Origin of the sequence: Burkholderia sp. BCC1047, assembly GCF_902833155.1 — a bacterium.
Lineage (GTDB): Bacteria > Pseudomonadota > Gammaproteobacteria > Burkholderiales > Burkholderiaceae > Burkholderia > Burkholderia sola.
Genome location: NZ_CADFEH010000017.1, coordinates 1 through 23,773, shown reverse-complemented (window position 1 = coordinate 23,773; position 23,773 = coordinate 1). Strand labels below are relative to the sequence as shown.

At 65.9% G+C, this 23,773-nt stretch carries 19 protein-coding genes and 1 tRNA gene; 13 read left to right on the top strand and 7 right to left on the bottom strand.

Translation table 11 applies throughout. From position 1 onward, the window contains the following. Positions 1–117: 117 nt before the first annotated feature. The 4 genes from HWX55_RS18470 to HWX55_RS18455 form a co-directional block, all read right to left on the bottom strand. Complete coding sequence (locus tag HWX55_RS18470; protein ID WP_175976759.1) at positions 118–681, bottom strand: tautomerase family protein; 564 nt, start codon at positions 679–681, stop codon at positions 118–120. A gap of 152 nt (positions 682–833) precedes the next feature. Continuing rightward, positions 834–1,826: a helix-turn-helix domain-containing protein gene (locus tag HWX55_RS18465; RefSeq protein ID WP_175976758.1), complete on the bottom strand. Its 993-nt coding sequence runs from the start codon at positions 1,824–1,826 to the stop codon at positions 834–836. A 157-nt stretch (positions 1,827–1,983) separates the two neighbouring features. Then, positions 1,984–2,274: a hypothetical protein gene (locus HWX55_RS18460; protein ID WP_027782548.1), complete on the bottom strand. Its 291-nt coding sequence runs from the start codon at positions 2,272–2,274 to the stop codon at positions 1,984–1,986. A 346-nt stretch (positions 2,275–2,620) separates the two neighbouring features. After that, a complete protein-coding gene (locus HWX55_RS18455; protein ID WP_175976757.1) occupies positions 2,621–3,379 on the bottom strand; it encodes a TIGR00730 family Rossman fold protein in 759 nt (252 codons plus the stop codon). 1 nt (position 3,380) lies between these two features. Here HWX55_RS18455 and polA point away from each other — a divergent pair, with 1 nt between their 5' ends. The 3 genes from polA to HWX55_RS18440 all read left to right on the top strand — a co-directional run bounded on the left by polA (position 3,381) and on the right by HWX55_RS18440 (position 8,924). After that, on the top strand, positions 3,381–6,134 hold the full coding sequence (polA, locus tag HWX55_RS18450) for a DNA polymerase I (RefSeq protein ID WP_175976756.1): 2,754 nt from the start codon (positions 3,381–3,383) through the stop codon (positions 6,132–6,134). A 278-nt stretch (positions 6,135–6,412) separates the two neighbouring features. Beyond that, positions 6,413–7,747: an NAD(P)/FAD-dependent oxidoreductase gene (locus tag HWX55_RS18445; RefSeq protein ID WP_175976755.1), complete on the top strand. Its 1,335-nt coding sequence runs from the start codon at positions 6,413–6,415 to the stop codon at positions 7,745–7,747. Positions 7,748–8,048: 301 nt separating this feature from the next. Further along, on the top strand, positions 8,049–8,924 hold the full coding sequence (locus HWX55_RS18440) for a dienelactone hydrolase family protein (RefSeq protein WP_175976754.1): 876 nt from the start codon (positions 8,049–8,051) through the stop codon (positions 8,922–8,924). A gap of 84 nt (positions 8,925–9,008) precedes the next feature. On the opposite strand, the gene HWX55_RS18435 is transcribed toward HWX55_RS18440, so the two are convergent. Together HWX55_RS18435 and HWX55_RS18430 are read right to left on the bottom strand one after the other, a co-directional pair. Beyond that, a complete protein-coding gene (locus HWX55_RS18435; protein WP_175976753.1) occupies positions 9,009–9,878 on the bottom strand; it encodes a sulfurtransferase in 870 nt (289 codons plus the stop codon). A 117-nt stretch (positions 9,879–9,995) separates the two neighbouring features. Then, a complete protein-coding gene (locus HWX55_RS18430; RefSeq protein ID WP_175976752.1) occupies positions 9,996–11,102 on the bottom strand; it encodes an aromatic ring-hydroxylating dioxygenase subunit alpha in 1,107 nt (368 codons plus the stop codon). Between the two features lie 269 nt (positions 11,103–11,371). On the opposite strand from HWX55_RS18430, the gene HWX55_RS18425 reads away from it, so the two are divergent. The 4 genes from HWX55_RS18425 (at position 11,372) to folE2 (ending at position 15,495) form a co-directional block, all read left to right on the top strand. Further along, positions 11,372–11,665 (top strand): exodeoxyribonuclease VII small subunit, encoded by a 294-nt coding sequence (locus HWX55_RS18425; RefSeq protein WP_006479428.1) that lies wholly within the window; start codon positions 11,372–11,374, stop codon positions 11,663–11,665. Further along, positions 11,662–12,546: a polyprenyl synthetase family protein gene (locus tag HWX55_RS18420; protein WP_175976751.1), complete on the top strand. Its 885-nt coding sequence runs from the start codon at positions 11,662–11,664 to the stop codon at positions 12,544–12,546. Before HWX55_RS18425 ends, HWX55_RS18420 begins: the two co-directional genes overlap by 4 nt. 81 nt (positions 12,547–12,627) lie before the next feature. Next, entirely contained in the window at positions 12,628–14,532 is a 1,905-nt protein-coding gene (gene dxs / locus HWX55_RS18415; RefSeq protein WP_050011335.1) for a 1-deoxy-D-xylulose-5-phosphate synthase, read from the top strand. A gap of 153 nt (positions 14,533–14,685) precedes the next feature. Further along, positions 14,686–15,495, top strand: a complete 810-nt coding sequence (gene folE2, locus HWX55_RS18410; RefSeq protein ID WP_124553981.1) for a GTP cyclohydrolase FolE2 — start codon at positions 14,686–14,688, stop codon at positions 15,493–15,495. A 90-nt stretch (positions 15,496–15,585) separates the two neighbouring features. On the opposite strand, the gene tsaD is transcribed toward folE2, so the two are convergent. After that, positions 15,586–16,626 carry a tRNA (adenosine(37)-N6)-threonylcarbamoyltransferase complex transferase subunit TsaD gene (tsaD, locus tag HWX55_RS18405; protein WP_050011333.1) on the bottom strand — a complete coding sequence of 347 codons (1,041 nt, stop codon included), beginning with the start codon at positions 16,624–16,626 and terminating at the stop codon, positions 15,586–15,588. 121 nt (positions 16,627–16,747) lie between these two features. Here tsaD and HWX55_RS18400 point away from each other — a divergent pair, with 121 nt between their 5' ends. The 6 genes from HWX55_RS18400 to HWX55_RS18375 all read left to right on the top strand — a co-directional run bounded on the left by HWX55_RS18400 (position 16,748) and on the right by HWX55_RS18375 (position 23,599). Next, a complete protein-coding gene (locus HWX55_RS18400; RefSeq protein ID WP_256975831.1) occupies positions 16,748–17,977 on the top strand; it encodes an NAD(P)/FAD-dependent oxidoreductase in 1,230 nt (409 codons plus the stop codon). A 106-nt stretch (positions 17,978–18,083) separates the two neighbouring features. Then, positions 18,084–18,296 carry a 30S ribosomal protein S21 gene (gene rpsU / locus HWX55_RS18395; RefSeq protein WP_006479415.1) on the top strand — a complete coding sequence of 71 codons (213 nt, stop codon included), beginning with the start codon at positions 18,084–18,086 and terminating at the stop codon, positions 18,294–18,296. Positions 18,297–18,490: 194 nt separating this feature from the next. Further along, the gene (locus tag HWX55_RS18390) at positions 18,491–18,937 is read left to right on the top strand and encodes a GatB/YqeY domain-containing protein (protein ID WP_050011331.1); all 447 of its coding nucleotides are present in this window, start codon (positions 18,491–18,493) and stop codon (positions 18,935–18,937) included. 70 nt (positions 18,938–19,007) lie between these two features. Continuing rightward, positions 19,008–20,876: a DNA primase gene (dnaG, locus tag HWX55_RS18385; protein WP_175976750.1), complete on the top strand. Its 1,869-nt coding sequence runs from the start codon at positions 19,008–19,010 to the stop codon at positions 20,874–20,876. Between the two features lie 88 nt (positions 20,877–20,964). Then, entirely contained in the window at positions 20,965–23,382 is a 2,418-nt protein-coding gene (gene rpoD, locus HWX55_RS18380) for an RNA polymerase sigma factor RpoD (RefSeq protein WP_175976749.1), read from the top strand. 138 nt (positions 23,383–23,520) lie between these two features. Next, positions 23,521–23,599 (top strand) — tRNA-Ile (locus HWX55_RS18375). Positions 23,600–23,773: the final 174 nt, after the last annotated feature.

Genomic DNA, 23,773 nt, shown 5'->3' with positions numbered 1-23,773 from the left:
TGTGAACGGCGGCCCGGGTTGCGGTTTGCGTCGTCATGTTCGGCGTAATCGCGAACCGGGGCATGCCTGCCTTTCCTTCCGTCACGCGGGGCCGCTTGCCATTTCGTTGACCCGGCGTCAGCGGGTTGCGTCGGCAGCCGGTTCGTGCGCTCCACGCCGGGCCGTTTCCGACATCGAATCGCGCACCGCATCGAAGACCCGGCTCGCATCCGCGCGCCGCTTGATCGCCAGCCGCTGTTCGCCGAGTGCGCGCAGCGTCGCGCCGCCGAAATATTCCATGATGTCCGGCAGCCGGCGCACCGTGCCGCGGCTTCCCCAGCAGCCGTCGTCGATTTCCGTCGGAAAGACCCACACGCGCGTCGCGACGGCGTCGGCCGGCACGCCTTCCGCGCGTGCGACGGCGGCGGTCACGTCGGCGATCAGCGCGGCGCGCGTGGCGTCCGTGTACTGCCCTTCCGGTACCGTCGGCACGATCCGGTAGATCGGCGCGGGCGCGACGACGCCTGCGCGATACACGGCCGCTGGCCGATGGACGAAGATCCACGTCACGTCGCGTACGCGCGGATCGTCGGGATCGAGCCCCTCGTGGCGGATCAACGTGGCGGTCAGTTCGTTCATCAATTGCGCTTCGGCTTGCGGCGCGAGCGCGCCGTCAGGGATGGTCACATCGATCATCGGCATGATGGTGTCCTGGGTTCGGTGGAGAGGGCGTCGCTGCGAGCCCGGCGACGTGAATCGAGTGTATGAACCGAGTCCCGCTGCGCGAAGTGGCGAAACTGCCATTCGACGATGCCATTCCCGACATCAAGCCGTCTCGGCTGTTTCAGGCGAGGCTAGCGCGCGAAGCGGCGGCGATATTCGCTCGGCGAGGTGCCCGTCTCGCGCTTGAACAATTGCCGGAAACCGCTGATGTCCGCATAGCCGACGCGTTCGCACACGGTCTCGATTGCGAGCTTCGTTTCCGCGAGCAGCCGTTTCGCGACTTCGATCCTGAGCGTCTGCAGATACCTGAGCGGCGGGGCGCCCACCGCGTCCCGGAAGCGGCGATGGAGCGTGCGTTCGCTCATCGCGACGTGGTCGCTCAGTCGCGCGAGGCTGAAGGGCTCGCGCAAGTGCTTTTCCATCCAGCGCTGTGCGCGCGCGATGGCCGGATCGTGGTGACCGTGGTGGCCCATCCGGTCGAGGTCGATGAACGAATCCTGCGAGTCGCGATTCATGTCGATCAGCATGAGCCTGGCGACCGACGCCGCAACGCGCGCGTTTGCCAGCTTGTCGACGACCCGCAGTGCGAGATTCTGGTACGACGTGACCGCGCCGCCGCACAGGATGCCGTCCTGTTCGGTGAGAACGTCCGACGCGCGCAGCGCGACGTCCGGATAGCGTGCGCGGAAGCTCGGCGCCTTCGACCAGTGCGTCGTGGCGACGCGACCGTCGAGCAATCCGGCCTCCGCGAGCAGGAACGCGCCGGTGCAGTAAGTCGCGATCAGCGTGCCGCGCGCGTGTTGTCGGCGCAGTGCGTCGAATAGCGGCGCGAGCGATGCCGGCCTGTCGAGCAGACGGTCGAGATCCGCGACGAACGGGCCGGTCAGCCAGATTGCGTCGGCGGCGCTGCCGCCGTCGATCGCACCGTCGACCGGAACCACCTGCCCGGACGCCGTGCGCACGGGCCGCCCGCCGAGCGATTCGACGCGCCAGCGGAACGGTGTAGCCGGGCGGCATGGTGGCATCGACGATGCGATATGGTTGGCGGCCGTGAGAATGTCGGTCGGCGCGGCGATACCGGACGCGAGGGCGCGGTCGACGGCCCAGATTCGGATGAGCGGCATGAGTGGCGGGATAGGCCTTGGACGAGGGCAATCCTACCACCCGTAATCGGGCGATTCAGCCGCCTTTCGTTCGCGATTCGCCACTCGAAACCAAAAGGCCGCCCGGGCGCTGAAGCGCGCGGACGGCCTTGCGTAGCGAGTGAATGCGCTCAGGCGCTCAGCACTCGCCCTTTTTCGCGTGCCCCGGCGGGCAGTGATAGCCGCCATGACCGCGATAACGCTGATGATCTTCCCATTCGCGGCGTTCCCAGTAGCGGCGGCCGTCCCAGTAGCGGTCGCCGTGCCAGCCGACGATCACCGCCGGTGCGGGAGCGACCACCACGGGCGCGGGTGCGACGACGACCGGCGCGGGCGTGCCGATGTTGACGTCGACGTTGACGGCGTGAGCGAGGCCGGACAGCGAAAGGCCGAGGCCGGCGAAAGCGAGGGCGATCAGCGAGCGTTGCATGTTCTTTTCCGTGGTGTCGTGATGAATAGGCCGACGCGACGCGATGGAAGCGAGGGGGACCGTTCCACCGGGGGAACGCCGCGCCGACAGAATGCAGTGTGCTGCCGCGCGACGGAAAAGGCGAGTCGTGATTATTACGGAGGATTGGCTGTGCGCAGGCGCGCGAAGGGCCATCCATTTGACAGTGGCGGGCCGCCGGTGCGGCTGATCCCGTCGCATGACGCAACGTCAACCGCGGGATTTGACATTCGACCGCGCGCGGCGGCGAACGGGTATTAACAGCGCGTTACAAAGTCGCGCCCGGCGCGCCGCCGGACCGCGCGGTCCGGCGGTCGTCATTCACCGGTTACAGATAGAACATCCGGTCTTCTTCCGGGCGCGGCGGATGATCGTCGTCGTCCGAACCTTCTTCCTCGCCGCTGTCCTCATAGAACGCGAGCACCGCGTCGAGCACCTGGTCGGGATCGTCGATCACCTGCATCAGATCCATGTCTTCCGGATTGATCAGGCCCATCGGAATCAGTTGATCGCGGAACCATTGCAGCAGCCCCTTCCAGAACTCGCTGCCGACGAGAATGATCGGCACGAGGCGCGACTTCTTCGTCTGGATCAGCGTGAGCACTTCGGACAGCTCGTCGAGCGTGCCGAAGCCGCCCGGCATCACGATCACCGCATCCGAATTCTTCACGAACGTGACCTTGCGCGTGAAGAAGTGGCGGAAGCGCAGCGAGATGTCCTGATAGTGGTTGCCGGCCTGCTCGTGCGGCAGCTCGATGTTCAGGCCGACCGACGGCGCCTTGCCGGCGTGCGCACCCTTGTTCGCGGCTTCCATGATGCCGGGGCCGCCGCCGGAGATCACCGCGAAGCCGGCGTCCGACAGCTTGCGCGCGATCTGCGCGGCAAGCTTGTAGTGCGGCGTGTCGGGTTTGAGGCGGGCAGAACCGTAGATGCTGACAGCCGGGCGGATCTCCGACAGGTACTCGGTCGCCTCGATAAACTCTGCCATAATCGTGAACATCTGCCACGATGCGCGCGCCTTCTTGGCCGTCGCGCGCTCTTGATCTGCGAGCGAACGCAGACTCGGAATCACTTTTCTCTTGTTCATAATGCCTGAAGAACGAAATCTGGAAGGTAAGACCCTGCTATTGGTTGACGGTTCGAGCTATCTGTATCGGGCTTACCATGCGATGCCTGATTTGCGTGGCCCTGGCGGGGAGCCGACCGGAGCGCTCTACGGAATCATCAACATGCTGCGCCGTATGCGCAAGGAAGTCAGTGCAGAGTATAGCGCTTGCGTGTTCGATGCAAAGGGCAAGACGTTCCGCGACGACCTTTATGCCGACTATAAGGCAAACCGTCCGTCGATGCCGCCCGACCTCGCGTTGCAGGTCGAGCCGATCCACGGCGCGGTGCGCGCGCTCGGCTGGCCGCTGCTGATGGTCGAAGGCGTCGAGGCCGACGACGTGATCGGCACGCTCGCGCGCGAAGCCGAACGGCACGGGATGAACGTGATCGTGTCGACCGGCGACAAGGACCTCGCGCAGCTCGTGACCGACCGCGTCACGCTCGTCAACACGATGACCAACGAGACGCTCGACCGCGACGGCGTGCTCGCGAAGTTCGGCGTGCCGCCCGAGCGCATCGTCGACTACCTCGCGCTGATCGGCGACACCGTCGACAACGTGCCGGGCGTCGAGAAATGCGGGCCGAAGACGGCCGTGAAATGGCTGTCGCAATACGACAGCCTCGATGGCGTCATCGAACACGCGGCCGACATCAAGGGCGTGGTTGGCGACAACCTGCGCCGCGCGCTCGACTTCCTGCCGCTCGGCCGCAAGCTCGTGACGGTCGACACCGCGTGCGATCTCGCACCGCATCTCGACTCGATCGAAGCGTCGCTGAAGAGCGACGGCGAGGCGCGCGACCTGCTGCGCGACATCTTCGCGCGCTACGGCTTCAAGACCTGGCTGCGCGAAGTCGAGAGCGCACCGGCCGAAGGCGGCGGCGCCGATGCGCCGGAAGGCGAGCCGGCTCCGGTGATCGCAGCCGACGTCGTGCGCGAATACGACACGATCCAGACTTGGGAACAGTTCGATGCGTGGTTCGCGAAGATCGACGCGGCCGCGCTGACCGCGTTCGACACCGAGACGACCGCGCTCGATCCGATGCTCGCGCGGCTCGTCGGCCTGTCGTTCTCGATCGAGCCGGGCAAGGCGGCCTACCTGCCGGTCGCGCACCGCGGCCCCGACATGCCCGAGCAGCTTCCGCTCGACGAAGTGCTCGCGCGCCTGAAGCCGTGGCTCGAATCGGCCGATCGCAAGAAGGTCGGCCAGCACCTGAAGTACGACGCACAGGTGCTCGCGAACTACGACATCGCGCTGAACGGCATCGAGCACGACACGCTGCTCGAATCGTACGTGCTCGAATCGCACCGCACGCACGACATGGACAGCCTCGCGCTGCGGCATCTCGGCGTCAAGACGATCAAGTACGAGGACGTGGCCGGCAAGGGTGCGAAGCAAATCGGTTTCGACGAAGTGGCGCTCGAGCAGGCCGCCGCGTATGCAGCCGAAGATGCGGACATCACGCTGCAGCTTCACCAGGCGCTGTATCCGCAGGTCGCACGCGAGCCGGGCCTCGAGCGCGTGTACCGCGAGATCGAGATGCCGGTGTCGCTCGTGCTGCGCAAGATGGAGCGCACCGGCGTGCTGATCGACGACGCACTGCTGCAGGCGCAAAGCACCGAAATCGCGACGCGCCTGATCGAACTCGAGGGCGAAGCGTACGAACTGGCGGGCGGCGAATTCAATCTCGGCTCGCCGAAGCAGATCGGGCAGATCTTCTTCGAGAAGCTGCAGTTGCCGGTCGTGAAGAAGACGCCGAGCGGCGCGCCATCGACCGACGAGGAAGTGCTGCAGAAGCTCGCCGAGGACTACCCGTTGCCGAAGCTGCTGCTCGAGCATCGTGGGCTGTCGAAGCTGAAGTCGACCTATACCGACAAGCTGCCGCGGATGGTGAACCCCAGCACCGGCCGCGTGCACACGAACTATGCGCAGGCCGTCGCGGTCACGGGCCGCCTTGCGTCGAACGATCCCAATCTTCAGAACATTCCGGTGCGCACGGCCGAAGGCCGGCGCATCCGCGAGGCGTTCATCGCGTCGCCGGGCCACCGGATCGTGTCGGCCGACTATTCGCAGATCGAACTGCGGATCATGGCGCACATCTCGGGCGACGCGTCGCTGCTGCGCGCGTTCTCGCAAGGCGAGGACATCCACCGCGCGACGGCCGCCGAGGTGTTCGGCGTGACGCCGCTGGAGGTCAATTCCGACCAGCGCCGGATCGCGAAGGTGATCAACTTCGGGCTCATCTACGGGATGAGCGCGTTCGGGCTCGCATCGAATCTCGGCATTACGCGCGACGCGGCGAAGCTCTATATCGACCGCTATTTCACGCGCTATCCGGGCGTCGCGCAGTACATGGAAGACACGCGCGCGGCGGCGAAGGAGAAGGGCTACGTCGAAACCGTGTTCGGTCGCCGCCTGTGGCTGCCGGAGATCAACGGCGGCAACGGTCCGCGCCGCCAGGCGGCCGAGCGCGCGGCCATCAATGCACCGATGCAGGGCACGGCGGCCGACCTGATCAAGCTGTCGATGATCGCGGTGGACGACTGGCTCACGCGCGACCGGCTTGCGTCGCGGATGATCATGCAGGTGCACGATGAACTGGTGCTCGAGGTGCCCGACAGCGAGTTGTCGCTCGTGCGCGAGAAACTGCCGGAAATGATGTGCGGCGTCGCGAAGCTGAAGGTGCCGCTGGTCGCCGAAGTGGGCGCCGGCGCGAACTGGGAAGAGGCACACTGACGCACCCCGTGCGATTCCCCGCTTCCCGCGGCATATTGTTGCAGGGATGCCAAATATCGAGATGGTTTGCTTGTGGTCAACGCGCAAGCTCCCGGACAATGCATGTCAGTCATGTCATTGACGCGGGGCGGCGCGCCCCGCGTGCCGGATCGGTCGCATCGTAGTGCTTCGAACTGCACATCGATGATGTCCGAACCGGTTAATCCACCGGGCGGCGCGCGTGCATCGCGTTTGCTTCATCCGGCGGCAGCCGTTTCGACTCGCAAAGGGGGAATCAGATGCATCGGATCATCATCGTAGGCGGAGGCGCGGGCGGCCTGGAACTGGCGACGCGGCTCGGCGACCGTTACGGCGCGCGCGGCAATCGTCCCGCGCGTGCGCTCGTCACGCTCGTCGACCGCAATCCGACTCACATCTGGAAACCGCTGCTGCACGAGGTCGCGGCCGGCAGCATGGACCCGTTCACGCAGGAACTCGAATATGCGGCGCAGGCGCGCTGGCACGGCTTCGAGTTCCAGCAGGGCGAGTTGACCGGGCTCGACCGCGCGGCGAAGCGCGTGACGCTGTCGCCGCTCAACGACAGCGACGGCGAGGAACTGTTGCCGGCGCGCGAGCTGGAATACGACACGCTCGTGATCGCGATCGGCAGCACGACCCACTTCTTCGGCGTGCAGGGCGCGCCGGAAAACGCGATCGCACTCGATACGGTCGGCGAGGCCGAACGCTTTCGCAAGCGCTTGATCGCTGCGTGCATGCGCGCCGAGCACCAGACGCCGGCGCCCACCGCGCCGGGCGAGTCGGCCGAGCCGCGTATCCAGGTCGTGATCGTCGGCGGCGGCGCGACGGGCGTCGAGTTGTCCGCGGAGCTGCGCAATACCGCGCAGGTGCTGTCGGTATACGGGCTGCACAAGCTCGATCCGCGCCATGACGTCGGCATCGTGCTGATCGAGTCGGGGCCGCGGATCCTGCCGGCACTGCAGGAGCGCGTGTCGACGGCGACGGCCGAACTGCTCGAAAAGCTCGGCGTGCGGCTGATGCTCAGCGAGCGCGTGACCGAGGTGGCGCCCGGGTTCGTGCATACCGCGAGCGGCAAGGCGGTGCGCGCGGACCTGACGGTCTGGGCGGCCGGCATCAAGGCGCCGTCCGTGCTGTCGCACCTCGACGGCCTTCAGGTCAACAAGCTCGGTCAGCTCGACGTGCGCCGCACGCTGCAGACCTTCACCGACGACAACGTGTTCGCACTCGGCGATTGTGCGGCCTGTGCATGGCCGGGCAACGAACGCAACGTGCCGCCGCGCGCGCAGGCGGCGCACCAGCAGGCGAGTTTCCTGCTCAAGGCGATCGGCTGCCGGCTCGAAGGGCGCCCGCAGCCGGAGTTCACGTATCGCGATTTCGGTTCGCTCGTATCGCTCGGTCACTTCAGCGCGGTCGGCAACCTGATGGGCGGGCTGATCGGCGGCAACATGCTGATCGAAGGGCTGTTCGCACGCTTCATGTACATGTCGCTGTACCGGCTGCACATCGCGGCGCTGCACGGTTATCCGCGGATGATGCTCGACACGGTCGCGCACTGGTTGCGGCGCACGACGCTGCCGCGCGTCAAGCTGCACTGATCGCGTCGTCGCGCGCGTAGCGGGCGGGGAATGCGCATGTCGTGCGTGTTCGCCGCCCGTTTTTCTTTTCGATTCGCGAGGATTCGGTCGCGCGCCGAAGCGCGAGACGTGCCGCCGCGCGTCGTAATCGAGTCTTACACATCCGACAGTTGACGCGACAACGGATTATTGGGCATCTTGTCCGGGTTTTCGTTTGCGGCGGGGTGCCAACCGCCGCGACTTCCGCGCCGCGCGCCGGTGCGATGCCCCGTCATGCCGTATCCGCGATCGTGACGGCGGCGCCCAATCGAGGAGTGCATTCATGTTGAAACCCGAAGTCGACAGCCTGGTCCCCCACGTCCCGTTTTCGCGCCGCAAGTTCATGCAGGCTGCGCTCGGCGGCACCTTCGCGGCGGCCGTGCTGCCCGTGTCGGCGCAGACGGTCACGACCGACAGCGCCGGGCTGGACGTCGACACCATCGAGATCCGCTCGGGCGATGCGAGTATTCCGGCGTATCGCGCCCAGCCGATCGACAAGACGAACCTGCCGGTCGTGATCGTGATCCACGAGATCTTCGGCGTCCACGCGCATATCGCCGATGTGTGCCGGCGCTTCGCGAAGCTCGGCTATCTCGCGATCGCGCCCGACCTGTTCGCCCGGCAGGGCAATGCGGCGAAGTATCCGACGATGAAGGAGCTGTACGACCACATCATCAGCAAGGTGCCGGACCGGCAGGTGACGGAGGATCTCGATGCGACCGCCGCATGGGCCGGCAAGAACGGCGGCGACCTGGCGCGTCTCGGCGTGACGGGGTTTTGCTGGGGCGGCCGCCAGGCGTGGCTGTATGCGGAACACAATCCGCACGTGCTGGCCGCCGTCGCGTGGTACGGGTTCGTCGAAGGCAAGACCGACGAGATGACGCCGTTCAATCCGGTCGACCATGCGTCGTTGCTGAAAGTGCCGGTGCTCGGGCTGTATGGCGAGAAGGATCAGAACATCACGCAGGCGTCGCTCGCGGACATGCGCAAGGCGATCCAGGCGAGCGATTCGAAGCGCGCGCGCGAATCGGAGATCGTCGTGTATCCGGATGCCGGTCACGCGTTCTTCGCCGACTACCGGCCGAGTTACGTGAAGGGCGATGCCGAGGACGGCTGGAAGCGCGCGATCGAGTGGTTCCACAAGTACGGCGTGATGTAAACGACGAGCGGCGGCAACTGCCGCCGCGGGATTGATCGCCGCGGCAACGGCCGCCGCATCATCGTCGTCGCGCCGCGCGGGTGCTCAAGGATTCGGGCCGGTCGCGATCGGCCGCGACGGGTCGGCGCTCCATTCGCTCCACGAGCCCGGATACAGCGACGCGCCGTGCAGGCCGGCCACTTCCAGCGCCAGCGCGTTGTGGCATGCGGTGACGCCGGAGCCGCATTGCAGGATCACGCGGTTCGGCTCGGTGCCGGCCAGCACGGTGGTGAATGCCTCGCGCAATTCATGGCCGGTCTTGAAGCGGCCGTCGGCAGTCAGATTGTCCTTGAAGAAGCGGTTGCGCGCCCCCGGAATGTGGCCGCCCACCCGATCGATCGTTTCGTTTTCGCCGCGATAGCGATCCGGTGCGCGGGCATCGATCACGACGCGCGCGGGCGACGACACGTTCGCGAGCACGGCCGCTGCATCGACTGTCGATTCGAGCGGCGTGCCCGAGCGGAAGTCGCCGGCGGCCGAGTGCGGCACGTCGGTCGTCAGCGGCTGGCCGGCCGCTTCCCAGGCTTGCAGGCCGCCATCGAGCACGGCAACCGAATCGTGGCCGAGCCAGCGCAGCAGCCACCACAGGCGCGCCGCATAGGCGCCGCCTTGCGCGTCGTACGCGACCACCTGCTGACCCTGCTTGAGGCCGCGGCTGGCGAGCAGCGTCGCGAGCGCGTCGCGGGTCGGCAGCGGATGACGGCCGTTGGTGCCCGTCTTGCGGCCCGACAGGTCGCGATCGAGATGAAGATAGTGCGCGCCGGGGAGGTGACCGGCCGCGTAGGCGGCTTCGCCGGCGCCGGGATCGGCGAGATCGAAGCGGCAGTCGAACAGTGCGACGCTGCCGGGCGCCGCGGCCAGGCGCTCGGCGAGATTGGCGGCGGAGATGAGCGTGGTGTAATGAGTGTGTGGCATGACGACTCCCTGGAGTGCAAATGGCCTGACACTCCAAGTCTAAACAAAAAAAGACGGGCCGAAGCCCGTCTTTTCGTCTGCCGGATGCCGCGCGGCGTCAACGCGCCGCAGCCGCTGTCAGAGGTCGCCGAGGTGGCGGCGCAGGAACTCGTGGAAGTGCTGCATCCCGTCTTCCATCGGGCTCTGGTACGGGCCGACCTGCGACTCGCCGCGGGCCATCAGCGCACGGCGGCCCGCGTCCATCCGCATCGCGATCTCGTCGTCCTCGACGGCCGTTTCCATATAGGCGGCACGCTCGGCCTCGACGAATTCGCGTTCGAACAGCGCGATTTCCTCGGGGTAATAGAACTCGACGATGTTGGTCGTCTTCTGCGGCCCGCGCGGAATCAGCCACGACACGACCAGCACGTGCGGATACCACTCGATCATCAGGCCCGGGTAGTAGACCATCCAGATCGCGCCGAACTCCGGCGGCACGCCGTTGCGGAACTTCAGCACCTGCTCGTGCCATTTCTGGTAAGTCGTGCTGCCCGGTTTCGCGAGGGCGTTGTGCACGCCGACCGTCTGCACGCTGTACCAGTCGCCGAACTCCCATTTGAGATCGTCGCACGACACGAAGCTGCCGAGGCCCGGGTGGAACGGGACGACGTGGTAATCCTCGAGGTAGACCTCGATGAACGTCTTCCAGTTGTAATCGCACTCGTGCACTTCGACGTGATCGAACTGGTACTCGGCGAAGTCGAAGTGATGCTTCGTGCCGAGGTTCGCGAGATCGCGCGCGACGTTGCGGCCCTCGGCCTCGAACAGCAGCCCCTGCCAGTTCTGCAGCGGGCTCTTGCCGAGGTTCAGGCACGGCTTGTCGGGGAAGTGCGGCGCGCCGAGCAGCTGGCCTTCGAGGTCGTACGTCCAGCGATGCAGCGGACACACGATGTTCTGCGCATGGCCGCGCCCGTTGAGCATGATCGCCTGCCGGTGGCGGCACACGTTCGACAGCAGCTCGATCTGGTTCGTCTGGTTACGGACCAGCACGCGGCCTTCCTTCTCGGACGGCAGCGCAAAATAGTCTCCCGCCTCGGGCACCATCAACTCGTGCCCGACGTAACGAGGACCTTTCTTGAAGAGGGTTTCGATCTCGCGCTCGAGTAGCGCCTCATCGAAATATGCAGTGACTGGAAGCTGGCTGTGGGCCGACTTCAACTGAAGCGCATCGCTCAGATTGGACATTCCCACTCCCGGTGTTAGCGTGAAAGCAGTGAACAACCCAACCATCGAAAAATCGATTTAGGGAAACGGAGAATTATACCCGGTTCGCCCCGCAAGGCTAGGATTAAGTGCCTGATTTGTGTCAATTTTTTGTCGGGCGACCGTCCCAAGGCGCACACTGTGCGTCGTAGATGGGGCCGGAATTGTGCGCGGGCGCCCACGACGGCAGGTCGGAAAATTCTCTTTTGCCGTAGAATGTCCGACTTGTTTTGAAATTTGACACCTCGTCCATGGCGAAAACCGCATCCCCAGGCGCCACGCCGCCCGGCAATGGCACCGAACCGTTGCCGGACAATTACGAGATGGCGCTCGCGGAACTCGAGACGCTGGTTGCCCGGATGGAAGGCGGCGCGTTGAGCCTCGAGGATTCGCTGGCGGCGTATCGCCGCGGTGCGACCCTCGTTGCGTTTTGCCAACAGCAGCTCGAGAAAGTGGAGCAGCAGGTTCGCGTGCTCGACGGCGCGACGCTGAAGCCGCTTTCGTCCGGAACGGCCGCCACGGACGGCGAAGACGACGATCTATGACATTCGAACAATGGATGCGGTCCGTGCTTGACCGTGTCGAGGACGCACTCGGCCACTATCTGCCGGCTGAAACCGCGACGCCCGCGAAACTTCACGAGGCGATGCGCTATGCGGTCCTCGGTGGCGGCAAACGCGTTCGCCCGCTGCTGTGCCATGCAGCAGGCGAACTGACCGGCGCGACGGAAGCGGCGCGCAACGCGGCGGCGGCGGCGCTGGAGATGATCCACGTCTACTCGCTCGTGCACGACGACATGCCGTGCATGGACGACGACGCGCTGCGTCGCGGCAAGCCGACCGTGCACGTGCAGTACGACGAACCGACGGCGCTGCTGGTCGGCGACGCGCTGCAGTCGCAGGCGTTCGTCGCGTTGACCGACGCCGCTGCGCTGTCGCCGGTGCAGCAGGCGGCGCTGGTGCGCGAGCTGGCGCTCGCGAGCGGCTCGATCGGCATGGCCGGCGGGCAGGCGATCGACCTGGCGAGCGTGGGCCTGAAGCTGACGCGCGAGCAGCTCGAGACGATGCACCGGATGAAGACGGGCGCATTGCTGCGCGCGGCCGTGCGGATGGGCGCGCTGGCCGGCGAGACGCCGTCGGCGGAAACGATGGCCGCGCTGGATGTTTACGCGGGCGCCGTGGGCCTGGCCTTCCAGGTCGTCGACGACATTCTCGACGTCACGACCGATTCGGCGACGCTCGGCAAGACGGCCGGCAAGGACGCGGCGAACGACAAGCCGACCTATGTATCGATCCTCGGTCTCGAGGCGTCGCGCGAGCTGGCAGCGCAGCTGCGCGCCGAAGCGCGCGACGCGCTGAAACCGTTCGGCGCACGCGCACAGCGTCTCGCCGAACTTGCCGACCTGGTAGTGAACCGGGTCAGCTGACGCGAAAGCCCGCCGCCGCGCACACGCTACGGTGCGTGCAAAAGAATGCGGGCGCGTTTGATTTCCTACAATGGAACGACGATGTACGACTTGCTGAAAACCATCGACGACCCGGCGGATTTGCGCCGCCTCGATCGTCGCCAACTGCAACCGCTCGCGGATGAACTGCGCGCGTTCGTGCTCGACAGCGTGTCGAAGACGGGCGGCCATTTGTCGTCCAACCTCGGGACGGTCGAGCTGACGATCGCGTTGCACTACGTGTTCAACACGCCGAACGATCGCATCGTCTGGGACGTGGGTCACCAGACCTACCCGCACAAGATCCTGACGGGCCGCCGCGACCAGATGCACTCGCTGCGTCAGCAGGACGGCATCTCGGGTTTCCCGCGCCGTTCGGAGTCGGAATACGACACGTTCGGCACCGCACACTCGAGCACGTCGATCTCGGCCGCGCTCGGGATGGCGATCGGCAGCCAGTTGAACGGCGACGATCGCTTCTCGATCGCCGTGATCGGCGACGGCGCGATGACGGCCGGCATGGCGTTCGAGGCGATGAACAACGCGGGCGTGTCGGAAGATGCGAAAGTGCTCGTGATCCTGAACGACAACGACATGTCGATCTCGCCGCCGGTCGGCGCGCTGAATCGCCATCTCGCGCGCCTGATGTCGGGCCGCTTCTATGCGGCCGCGCGCGCGGGCGTCGAGCGCGTGCTGAGCGTGGCGCCGCCGGTGCTCGAACTCGCGCGCAAGCTCGAGGAGCATGCGAAGGGCATGGTCGTGCCGGCCACGCTGTTCGAGGAATTCGGCTTCAACTACATCGGCCCGATCGACGGTCACGATCTCGATTCGCTGATCCCGACGCTGCAGAACATCCGCGAACTGCGCGGCCCGCAGTTCCTGCACGTGGTGACGAAGAAAGGCCAGGGCTACAAGCTCGCCGAAGCCGATCCCGTGCTCTATCACGGCCCCGGCAAGTTCAATCCGGCCGAAGGCATCAAGCCGTCGACCACGCCTGCGAAGAAGACGTACACGCAGGTGTTCGGCGAGTGGCTGTGCGACGAAGCCGAGCGCGATACGCGCGTGGTCGGCATCACGCCCGCGATGCGCGAAGGCTCGGGCATGGTCGAATTCGAGAAGCGCTTCAAGGATCGCTACTACGACGTCGGCATCGCCGAGCAGCATGCGGTGACGTTCGCCGGCGGTCTCGCGACCGAAGGGCTGAAGCCCGTCGTCGCGATCTACTCGACGTTCCTGCAACGTGCGTACGACCAGCTGATCCACGACGTCGCGCTGCAGAACCTGCCGGTCGTGTTCGCGATCGACCGCGCGGGCCTCGTCGGCGCGGACGGCGCGACGCATGCGGGCGCGTACGATCTCGCGTTCATGCGCTGCATCCCGAACATGACGATCATGGCCGCATCCGACGAGAACGAATGCCGCCAGATGCTTCACACGGCGCTGCAGCAGCCGAACCCGACCGCGGTGCGCTATCCGCGCGGCGCGGGCACGGGCGTGGCGACGGTGAAGGAATTCACCGAGATCCCGCTCGGCAAGGGTGAAGTGCGGCGTCGCACGTCGCAGCCGGAAGGCAAGCGCGTCGCGATCCTCGCGTTCGGTACGATGGTGGCGCCGTCGCTCGCCGCCGCCGAGGAGCTCGATGCAACGGTCGCGAACATGCGCTTCGTGAAGCCGATCGACGCGGCGCTCGTGCGCGAGCTCGCCGAAACGCACGACTACGTCGTCACGGTCGAGGAAGGCTGCGTGATGGGCGGCGCGGGCTCGGCCTGCGTCGAAGCCCTGATGGAGAGTGGGGTTATCCGACCCGTACTACAATTGGGCCTCCCTGACCTGTTCATCGATCACGGCGACCCCGCGAAGCTGCTGTCGCAATGCGGCCTCGACGGCGCGGGCATCGCGAAATCGATTCGCGAACGCTTTCTGAATCCGGCGGCCGATGTCGCCGGTCAGGCGAAGCGCGTCGCGTAAGCTGACGCCGCCCGCGGGCGGCGTCGGTGCGACTGGCGCAACCGGTCTTCATTGATGCGGAAAACATGGGCCTGCGGGCCCATGTTGCTTTTCCGGCCGCCGCATGATGCGGCGTGCGCGTCGTCGGACGCGCGGCTTACAAGGATTGAACAAATGAACCAGATGAATCCCGCCTTCGTAATGCCCGACGTGCAGAGCACGGTGGATATCCGTCAGATCCCGATTCAGCGCGTGGGTGTGAAGGCGGTTCGGCATCCGTTGACGGTGCGTACCGAAAGCGGCGACGTGCAACCGACGGTCGGTGTCTGGAACCTCGACGTCCGTCTGCCGGCCGATCAGAAGGGCACGCACATGTCGCGCTTCGTCGCGCTGCTCGAAGAGAATCGCGCGCCGCTGACGGTCGAGCGCTTCCGCGCGATGCTCGCATCGATGCTCGTGAAGCTCGAAGCCGAGGCCGGCCGCATCGAAGTCACGTTCCCGTACTTCGTGAACAAGACGGCGCCGGTGTCCGGCGTGCAGAGCCTGCTCGACTATGAAGTGACGCTCACGGGCGAAAGCCGCAACGGCGACACGCGCGTGTTCCTGAAGGTGCTCGTGCCGGTGACGAGCCTGTGCCCGTGCTCGAAGAAGATCTCGCAGTACGGCGCGCACAACCAGCGCTCGCACGTGACGATCGATGCGGAGCTGGCCGCCGATCTGCCGGTCGAGGCGCTGATCCGCATCGCGGAAGAGGAGGCGTCGTGCGAACTGTGGGGACTGCTGAAGCGCCCGGACGAGAAGTTCGTCACCGAGCGTGCCTACGAGAACCCGAAGTTCGTCGAGGATCTCGTGCGTGACGTCGCGCAACGTCTCGATGCGGACGAGCGCGTGATCGCGTACGTGCTCGAAGCCGAGAACTTCGAGTCGATCCACAATCACAGCGCATATGCGCTGATCGAGCGCGACAAGCGGTTGACCGCATAACGCCGCGGCGTTTTGTCGCGCCAATGACGAAGGCCGCTCGAAACCGAGCGGCCTTTTCGTTTTCCTGCCTGGGGCGTTGCGTGGCGCGATTCAGCTTGCGAGCGACGCGAGATCCCAGCGCGGTTTCACCGTGAATGCGTAATCGGCATTCGCCTGTTCGGGCCAGCGGCCGAGCCGCAGCGCGCCCGCGAGCGCGATCATCGCGCCGTTGTCGGTGCACAGCGCGAGATCGGGATAGTGCACATCGAAGCCGCGCTTGGCCGCGGCCGCCGACAGGGCGGCGCGCAACTGGCGGTTCGCGCCGACGCCGCCCGCGACCACGAGGCGCTTGAGCTTCGTCCGCTTCAGCGCGGCGAGCGACTTCGCGACGAGCACGTCGACGGCCGCATCGACGAAGCCGCGCGCAAGGTCGGCCTTCGCGCGTTCGAGTGCTTCGCCGTCGAGCTTCGCCGCTTCGAATTTCTTCATCTGCGTGAGCACGGCCGTCTTCAGGCCGCTGAAGCTGAAGTCGAGATCGCCCGAATGCAGCATCGGGCGCGGCAGCACGACCGCGCCCGGCGTGCCCGTTTCGGCGAGCTTCGATACTTCGGGGCCGCCCGGGTAGCCGAGGCCGATCAGTTTCGCGGTCTTGTCGAACGCTTCGCCGGCCGCGTCGTCGAGCGTTTCGCCGAGCGTCTCGTACACGCCGACGTCGGTCACGCGCATCAACTGCGTGTGGCCGCCGGAAACCAGCAGCGCAACGAACGGGAACGGCGGCGGCGCGTCGACCAGCAACGGCGACAGCAGGTGGCCTTCGAGATGATGGATGCCGACGGTCGGCTTGTTCCACGCGAGCGCGAGCGCATTCGCGATGCTCGCGCCGACCAGCAGCGCGCCGGCGAGGCCGGGGCCCTGCGTGAACGCGATCGCGTCGATGTCGTCGCGGCGCGTGCCGCTTTGCGCCATCACTTCCTCGAGCAGCGGCAGCGCGCGGCGGATATGGTCGCGCGACGCGAGCTCGGGCACGACGCCGCCGTATTCGCGATGCATCGCGATCTGCGAATGGAGCGCGTGCGCGAGCAGGCCGCGCTGCGTGTCGTAGAGCGCGAGGCCGGTTTCGTCGCAGGAGCTTTCGATGCCGAGAACGAGCATGGGTGAGGGCAGGGCGCGCCGTTTCGGACGCGCCGCGGGTAGGTCGACGTAACCCGAAATTATAGCAGGCGGGGGCTCACGGCCGCCGCGGGCGGCCCGGGCCCGAGGCCGGGCAGGTACAATCCGCGCCATGGAAACCTATGACATCGCCGTGATCGGCGCGGGCGCCGCCGGCATGATGAGCGCCGCGGTCGCCGGGCAGCTCGGCCGCCGCGTCGTGCTGATCGATCACGCGCCGCGGCTCGCCGAGAAAATCCGCATCTCGGGCGGCGGCCGCTGCAACTTCACGAACCTGTACGCGGGGCCCGACAACTACCTGTCGTCAAATCCGCATTTCGCGCGCTCGGCGCTGGCGCGCTATACGCCACGCGACTTCCTCGGGCTGCTCAAGCGCCATCACGTGACCTGGCACGAAAAGCACAAGGGCCAGCTCTTTTGCGACCACGGCAGCGACGCGATCATCGACGTGCTGAAGCACGAGTGCGACGCGGGCGGCATCGCGTGGCGCCGGCCCGTCGTCGTCGACGCGGTGCGCCATGCGCCGGCCGACGGCTTTACGCTCGACACGCAGCAGGCCGGCCCGATCGGCGCGCGCGCACTGATCGTCGCGACCGGCGGCCTGTCGATCCCGAAGATCGGCGCGACCGACTTCGGCTACCGGCTCGCGAAGCAGTTCGGCCACAAGCTCGTCGATACGCGGCCCGCGCTCGTGCCGCTGACGTTCGCGCCGCAGGACTGGGCGCCGTTCGCGCCGCTGTCCGGCGTATCGCTCGAAGTGCGCGTATCGACCGGCGACAAAAAGCGCGGCGGCGAATTCGTCGAGGACCTGCTGCTGACCCATCGCGGGCTGTCCGGGCCGGGCATCCTGCAGATCTCGAGCTACTGGCAGCCCGGCGATCCGATCCGCGTCGACCTGCTGCCGCAGCGCGACACGGTGGCCGACTTGCTCGACGCGAAACGCACGTCGAAGCGCCAGATCGGCTCACTCCTCGCCGACTGGGTGCCGTCGCGCCTCGCGCATGCGTGGCTCGACACGCATCGCGTCGCGGCCGACGCGCGGCTCGCGGACCTGCCCGACAAGACGCTGCGGCAGATCGGCGACGCGCTGTCCGGCTGGACGCTGACGCCGAACGGCACCGAAGGCTACAAGAAGGCCGAAGTGACGAAGGGCGGGGTCGATACGCGCGAGCTGTCGTCGGCGACGATGATGAGCGCGCGCGTGCCCGGGCTGTTCTTCGTCGGCGAGGCGGTGGACGTGACGGGCTGGCTCGGCGGCTACAACTTCCAGTGGGCGTGGGCGTCCGGCACGGCGGCCGGGCAGGCCGCGGCCGAGTATGCGCGAGGCGCCTGACGCGCCGGCCGGCGCGGTTCCGGCGGGGTTGGGGGTCCGTGCCTTTGACCCATCGCTCTGCTATACTCGGTAGTCTTTCCCTGCAAACCTTTATTCGTGTCGGATCATGACGATCATTCGCGTTAAAGAGAACGAGCCGTTCGAAGTTGCAATGCGTCGCTTCAAGCGCACGATCGAGAAGAACGGTCTGTTGACCGAGCTTCGTGCGCGTGAGTTTTACGAGAAGCCGACCGCAGAACGCAAGCGCAAGAAGGCCGCTGCGGTGAAGCGTCATTACAAGCGTATTCGCAGCCAGACACTGCCGAAGAAGCTGTACTGAACGATTGGGCGCCGCGCGGTTCGCTGAGCGGCGCACCGGCGACTCCGTGCGATCGGGTCCGGTCGCGCAGCCGATCAGGCGGCGAATCGCCGATGCCGGATTCGAGCAACCCGCTTGAGACACTGTCCCAAGCGGGTTTTTGTGTTGACGCCTATTCGTGGGCGTCGGATTCACGTTTCCATCCCGGGTGAAAGATGAGTTTGAAAGAGCAGATCAGCGAAGACATGAAGGCCGCGATGCGCGCGAAGGAAAGCGAGCGCCTGGCAACGATTCGCCTGCTGATGGCCGCGATCAAGCAGCGCGAAGTCGATGACCGGGTCACGCTCGACGACGCGGGCATCACGGCCGTGATCGACAAGATGATCAAGCAGCGCAAGGATTCGATCAGCCAGTTCCAGGCGGCCGGCCGCGACGATCTGGTCGCGAAGGAGCAGGCCGAGCTGGCCGTGCTGGGCGGCTACATGCCCGCGCAACTGTCGGACGCCGAAGTGGCGGCCGAGGTCCAGGCGGCGGTCGCGCAAACCGGCGCAGCCGGCCCGCAGGACATGGGCAAGGTGATGGGCGTGCTGAAGGGCAAGCTCGCCGGCCGCGCCGACATGACGGCCGTTTCCGCGCAGGTCAAGGCCGCGCTCACGAAGTAAAACCCGTTCCCGGCGCGCCCAGCGATGCGTGCGCCGGGCGTCGTATTGTCTTTTTTCGCTCGATCCCACGGTGATTCCGCATTCGTTCCTGCAGGATTTGCTGAACCGCGTCGATATCGTCGACGTGGTGGGCCGGTACGTGCAGCTCAAGAAGGGCGGCGCCAACTTCATGGGGCTGTGCCCGTTCCATAACGAGAAGAGTCCGTCGTTTACCGTCAGCCCGACCAAGCAGTTCTATCACTGCTTCGGTTGCGGCGCGCACGGCACGGCGATCGGCTTCCTGATGGAACACGCGGGGCTTACGTTCCCGGAAGCCGTGCAGGAGCTCGCGCAATCCGTCGGGCTGACCGTGCCGCATGAGCCGTCCATGCGCGGCGGTGGGGGTGGAGGCGGCGACTATCCGGCGCCCGTGTCGAAATCGGTGGCGACCGCGCTGTCCGATGCGATGACCGCGGCGTGCGACTACTACCGCAAGCAGCTGCGCGGCGCGACCGTCGCGATCCAGTACCTGAAGAACCGGGGCCTGACCGGCGAGATCGCCGCGCGCTTCGGTCTCGGCTATGCGCCGGACGGCTGGCAGAACCTCGAAGCTGCGTTTCCCGACTACCGCGACGAATCGCTCGTCGAGGCGGGGCTCGTGATCGTCAGCGAGAAAACCGACGCGCAGGGCGTCGCGCGCCGCTACGACCGGTTCCGCGAGCGGATCATGTTCCCGATCCGCAACGTGAAGGGGCAGGTGATCGGTTTCGGCGGCCGCGTGCTCGGCAGCGGCGAGCCGAAGTACCTGAACTCGCCGGAAACGCCGCTGTTCAACAAGGGCAGCGAGCTGTACGGGCTGTTCGAGGCGCGGCTCGCGATTCGCGAGCGCAAGTACGTGCTGGTCGTCGAAGGCTACATGGACGTCGTCGCGCTCGCGCAGCTCGGCTTTCCGAACGCGGTCGCGACGCTCGGCACCGCGTGCACGCCGATTCACGTGCAGAAGCTGCTGCGACAGACCGACACCGTCATTTTCAGTTTCGACGGCGATTCGGCCGGGCGGCGCGCGGCGCGGCGCGCGCTCGAGGCCTGCCTGCCGCATGCGGGCGACAACCGGACGATCCGGTTCCTTTTTCTGCCGACCGAGCACGATCCGGACAGCTACGTGCGCGAGTTCGGCGCGGACGCGTTCTCCGAGCAGGTCGAACGCGCAATGCCGCTGTCGCAATTTCTGTTGAACGAAGCCATTGCCGGCAAGGCGCTCGATCAGCCGGAAGGCCGCGCGAAGGCGCTGTTCGATGCGAAGCCGCTGTTGCAGGCGCTGCCCGCGAACGCGTTGCGCGCGCAGATCATGCACATGTTTGCCGATCGGCTCGATATTCCGTTCGAAGAGGTTGCGGCGCTGTCGGACGTCGATACGCGCATCGCGGCGCCGCCGCGTCAGGCGCCCGCGCGCAGCGAGCGGCGCCGCGTGACGGACAGCGAAAAGCGCGCATTGCGCACGCTGGTGATGCATCCGCGCGTCGCATCGCAGCTCGACGACGAACAGATTGCGACCCTGCGCGCGCTGCCGCGCATCGGCGAATTGTTCGCGGAAGTCGTCGATCATGCGCGTGCGCTGGGCGACGGCGCGGAGTTCCGGCTGCTGTCGGATGTCCTGAGGACGTCCTCGAATGGGGCGACTTACGAGGAAATCTTCCGCGAAATTCTGGACTATGATGAAAACGTCCGCGATTTGCTGTTACAGAATCCGGAAGACGAGACGGTGCCCGAGCGGCAACGTGAGCAGGAGCGGATTGCGGGGGAGGAGCTGCAGGCAGCCGTGCTCAAGATGCGCTACGACGCCTGCTGCGACCGGCTGGACAGGCTGGCGCGGCAATCCACCTTCACCCCCGAGGAACTGGCCGAATTGACGGAATTGAACCAGCAGCGAACCGACATGAAGCGTCGGCTCGGGCTGTAGGCGGCCGGGGCGCTTAGAGAGGGCTCCCCAGCATGCTATAATATAAGGTTTCCAGCGGTTTGTTTTCCAAGCAGAGGCGAGAATCGCGATGGCAAAGACGACAGGCGGAAAGAAAGCAACAGGCAAGGGCTCGACGGAGCCGACCAAAAAGGTCACAGCGGCCAAGTCTGCTTCTTCCACCAGGACAACGTCTTCAGCCACGTCAGCCCCTGCAGGAAAGAAAACCGCGGCCGGCACTGCTCAGGCTGCGCCGGCGCCGGCAGCCAGAACACGGGCTGCCGTGAGACCCGACTCCGGGCCGGCCAAGCCGGCGGCGAAGCGGGCAAGTGCGAAAAGCGCAAGGGACACGACTGCCGACGCGGACGAAACGGCAGTACGTACTACTCATGCACCCACGGTTCAACCGGCTGTCGTCCAGCAGCCGCGAGTCGATATAGCCGGTACGGCGAACTCCATGACCAAAAAGCTGAACGAAGTATCCGTCGAAGACGACGCAAATCAGAGCGACGAGCAGCCCGCAGCCGCGGCTGCACCGGGCAAGTCCAAGGTGCGCGATCGTCGCGCCAAGGAAAAGGCGCTGCTGAAGGAAGCGTTCGCGACGAGCACGCCGGGCACGGCCGAGGAGCTCGAAGAGCGCCGCGTGAAACTGCGCGCGCTGATCAAGCTCGGCAAGGAGCGCGGCTTCCTCACGTACGCCGAAATCAACGACCACCTGCCGGACAACTTCACCGAGACCGAAGCCCTCGAGGGCATCATCGGCACGTTCAACGACATGGGCGTGGCGGTTTACGAGCAGGCGCCGGACGCGGAAACGCTGCTCCTGAACGACAACGCGCCCGCCGCGTCGTCGGACGATGAAGTCGAGGAGGAAGCGGAAGTCGCGCTGTCCACCGTCGATTCGGAATTCGGCCGCACGACCGATCCGGTCCGGATGTACATGCGCGAGATGGGCACGGTCGAGCTGCTCACGCGCGAAGGCGAAATCGAGATCGCGAAGCGGATCGAGGACGGCCTGCGCCACATGGTGATGGCCATCTCCGCGTGCCCGACGACGATCGCCGACATCCTCGCGATGGCCGAACGCGTCGCGAACGAAGAGATCCGCGTCGACGAGCTCGTCGACGGCCTGCTCGATCCGAATGCTTCGGACTCCGCCGATACGGACGGCTTCTCCGCGAAGGAAGCGGAAGCCATCGAGAACGAGGACGAGGAAGCCGAAGAGGAAGAGGAAGAAGAGGAAGAGGAGGAAGACGACGGCGCCGCGCAGGCATCGGCGAACGCCGCCCAACTCGAAGCCCTCAAGCGTGCGTCGCTCGAGAAGTTCTCGCAGATCAGCGAGTGGTTCGACAAGATGCGCCGCGCGTTCGAGAAGGAAGGCTACAAGTCGAAGGCCTACCTGAAGGCGCAGGAAACGATCCAGACCGAACTGATGACGATCCGCTTCACCGCGCGTACCGTCGAGCGTCTGTGCGACACGCTGCGTGCGCAGGTGGACGAAGTGCGTCAGGTCGAGCGTCAGATCCTGCACATCGTCGTCGACAAGTGCGGCATGCCGCGTTCGGAATTCATCGCACGCTTCCCGGGCAACGAGACGGATCTCGACTGGGCGGAGAAGATCACCGCGGAAGGCCATTCGTACAGCGCGGTGCTGTCGCGTAACGTCCCGGCGATCCGCGAACAGCAGCAGCGCCTGCTCGACCTGCAGGCGCGCGTCGTGCTGCCGCTGAAGGACCTGAAGGAAACCAACCGCCAGATGGCGGCCGGCGAACTGAAGGCGCGTCAGGCGAAGCGCGAAATGACCGAGGCGAACCTGCGTCTCGTGATCTCGATCGCGAAGAAGTACACGAACCGCGGCCTGCAGTTCCTCGACCTGATCCAGGAAGGCAACATCGGCCTGATGAAGGCGGTGGACAAGTTCGAATACCGTCGCGGCTACAAGTTCTCGACCTATGCGACGTGGTGGATCCGTCAGGCCATCACGCGCTCGATCGCGGACCAGGCGCGCACGATCCGTATTCCGGTTCACATGATCGAAACGATCAACAAGATGAACCGCATCTCGCGGCAGATCCTGCAGGAAACCGGTCTCGAGCCGGATCCGGCCACGCTCGCCGAGAAGATGGAGATGCCGGAAGACAAGATCCGCAAGATCATGAAGATCGCGAAGGAGCCGATCTCGATGGAAACGCCGATCGGCGACGACGACGATTCCCATCTCGGCGACTTCATCGAGGACACCAACACGGTCGCGCCGGCGGATGCCGCGCTGCATGCCAGCATGCGCGACGTCGTGAAGGACGTGCTCGATTCGCTGACGCCGCGCGAGGCGAAGGTGCTGCGGATGCGTTTCGGTATCGAGATGAGCACCGATCACACGCTCGAGGAAGTCGGCAAGCAGTTCGACGTCACGCGCGAGCGGATCCGTCAGATCGAGGCCAAGGCGCTGCGCAAGCTGCGTCACCCGAGCCGTTCCGACAAGCTGAAGTCGTTCCTCGAAGGGAACTGATTTCCAGCGTTTCTTCTACGAACGCCGCCGGTATCCGCATGATGCCGGTGGCGTTTGTTCCCTGTGTCGTCTTTGTTGTTACAATGCCGGCCCGGCCTCGTTGCCGGGGTGGCGTGTAGCACGCCTTGCTTCTCGTCTGGGCCCCTAGCTCATGCTTGGTTAGAGCAGCGAACTCATAATTCGTTGGTGCCGGGTTCGACTCCCGGGGGGCCCACCAGATTCGCTCCCACGGTTGCCCGGGGGAAGCCGCGAAACCCGCGATGCCGCATGGCGTCGCGGGTTTTTCTTTGGGTGCGCCCGGCAGGGCGCACTTACTTGGAGGTGAAAGTCCTCTACTCGCCCGGCAAGGGGAAGAGTTAGCCGAAGGCAAGGGTTTCCCGGGTGACTGGGA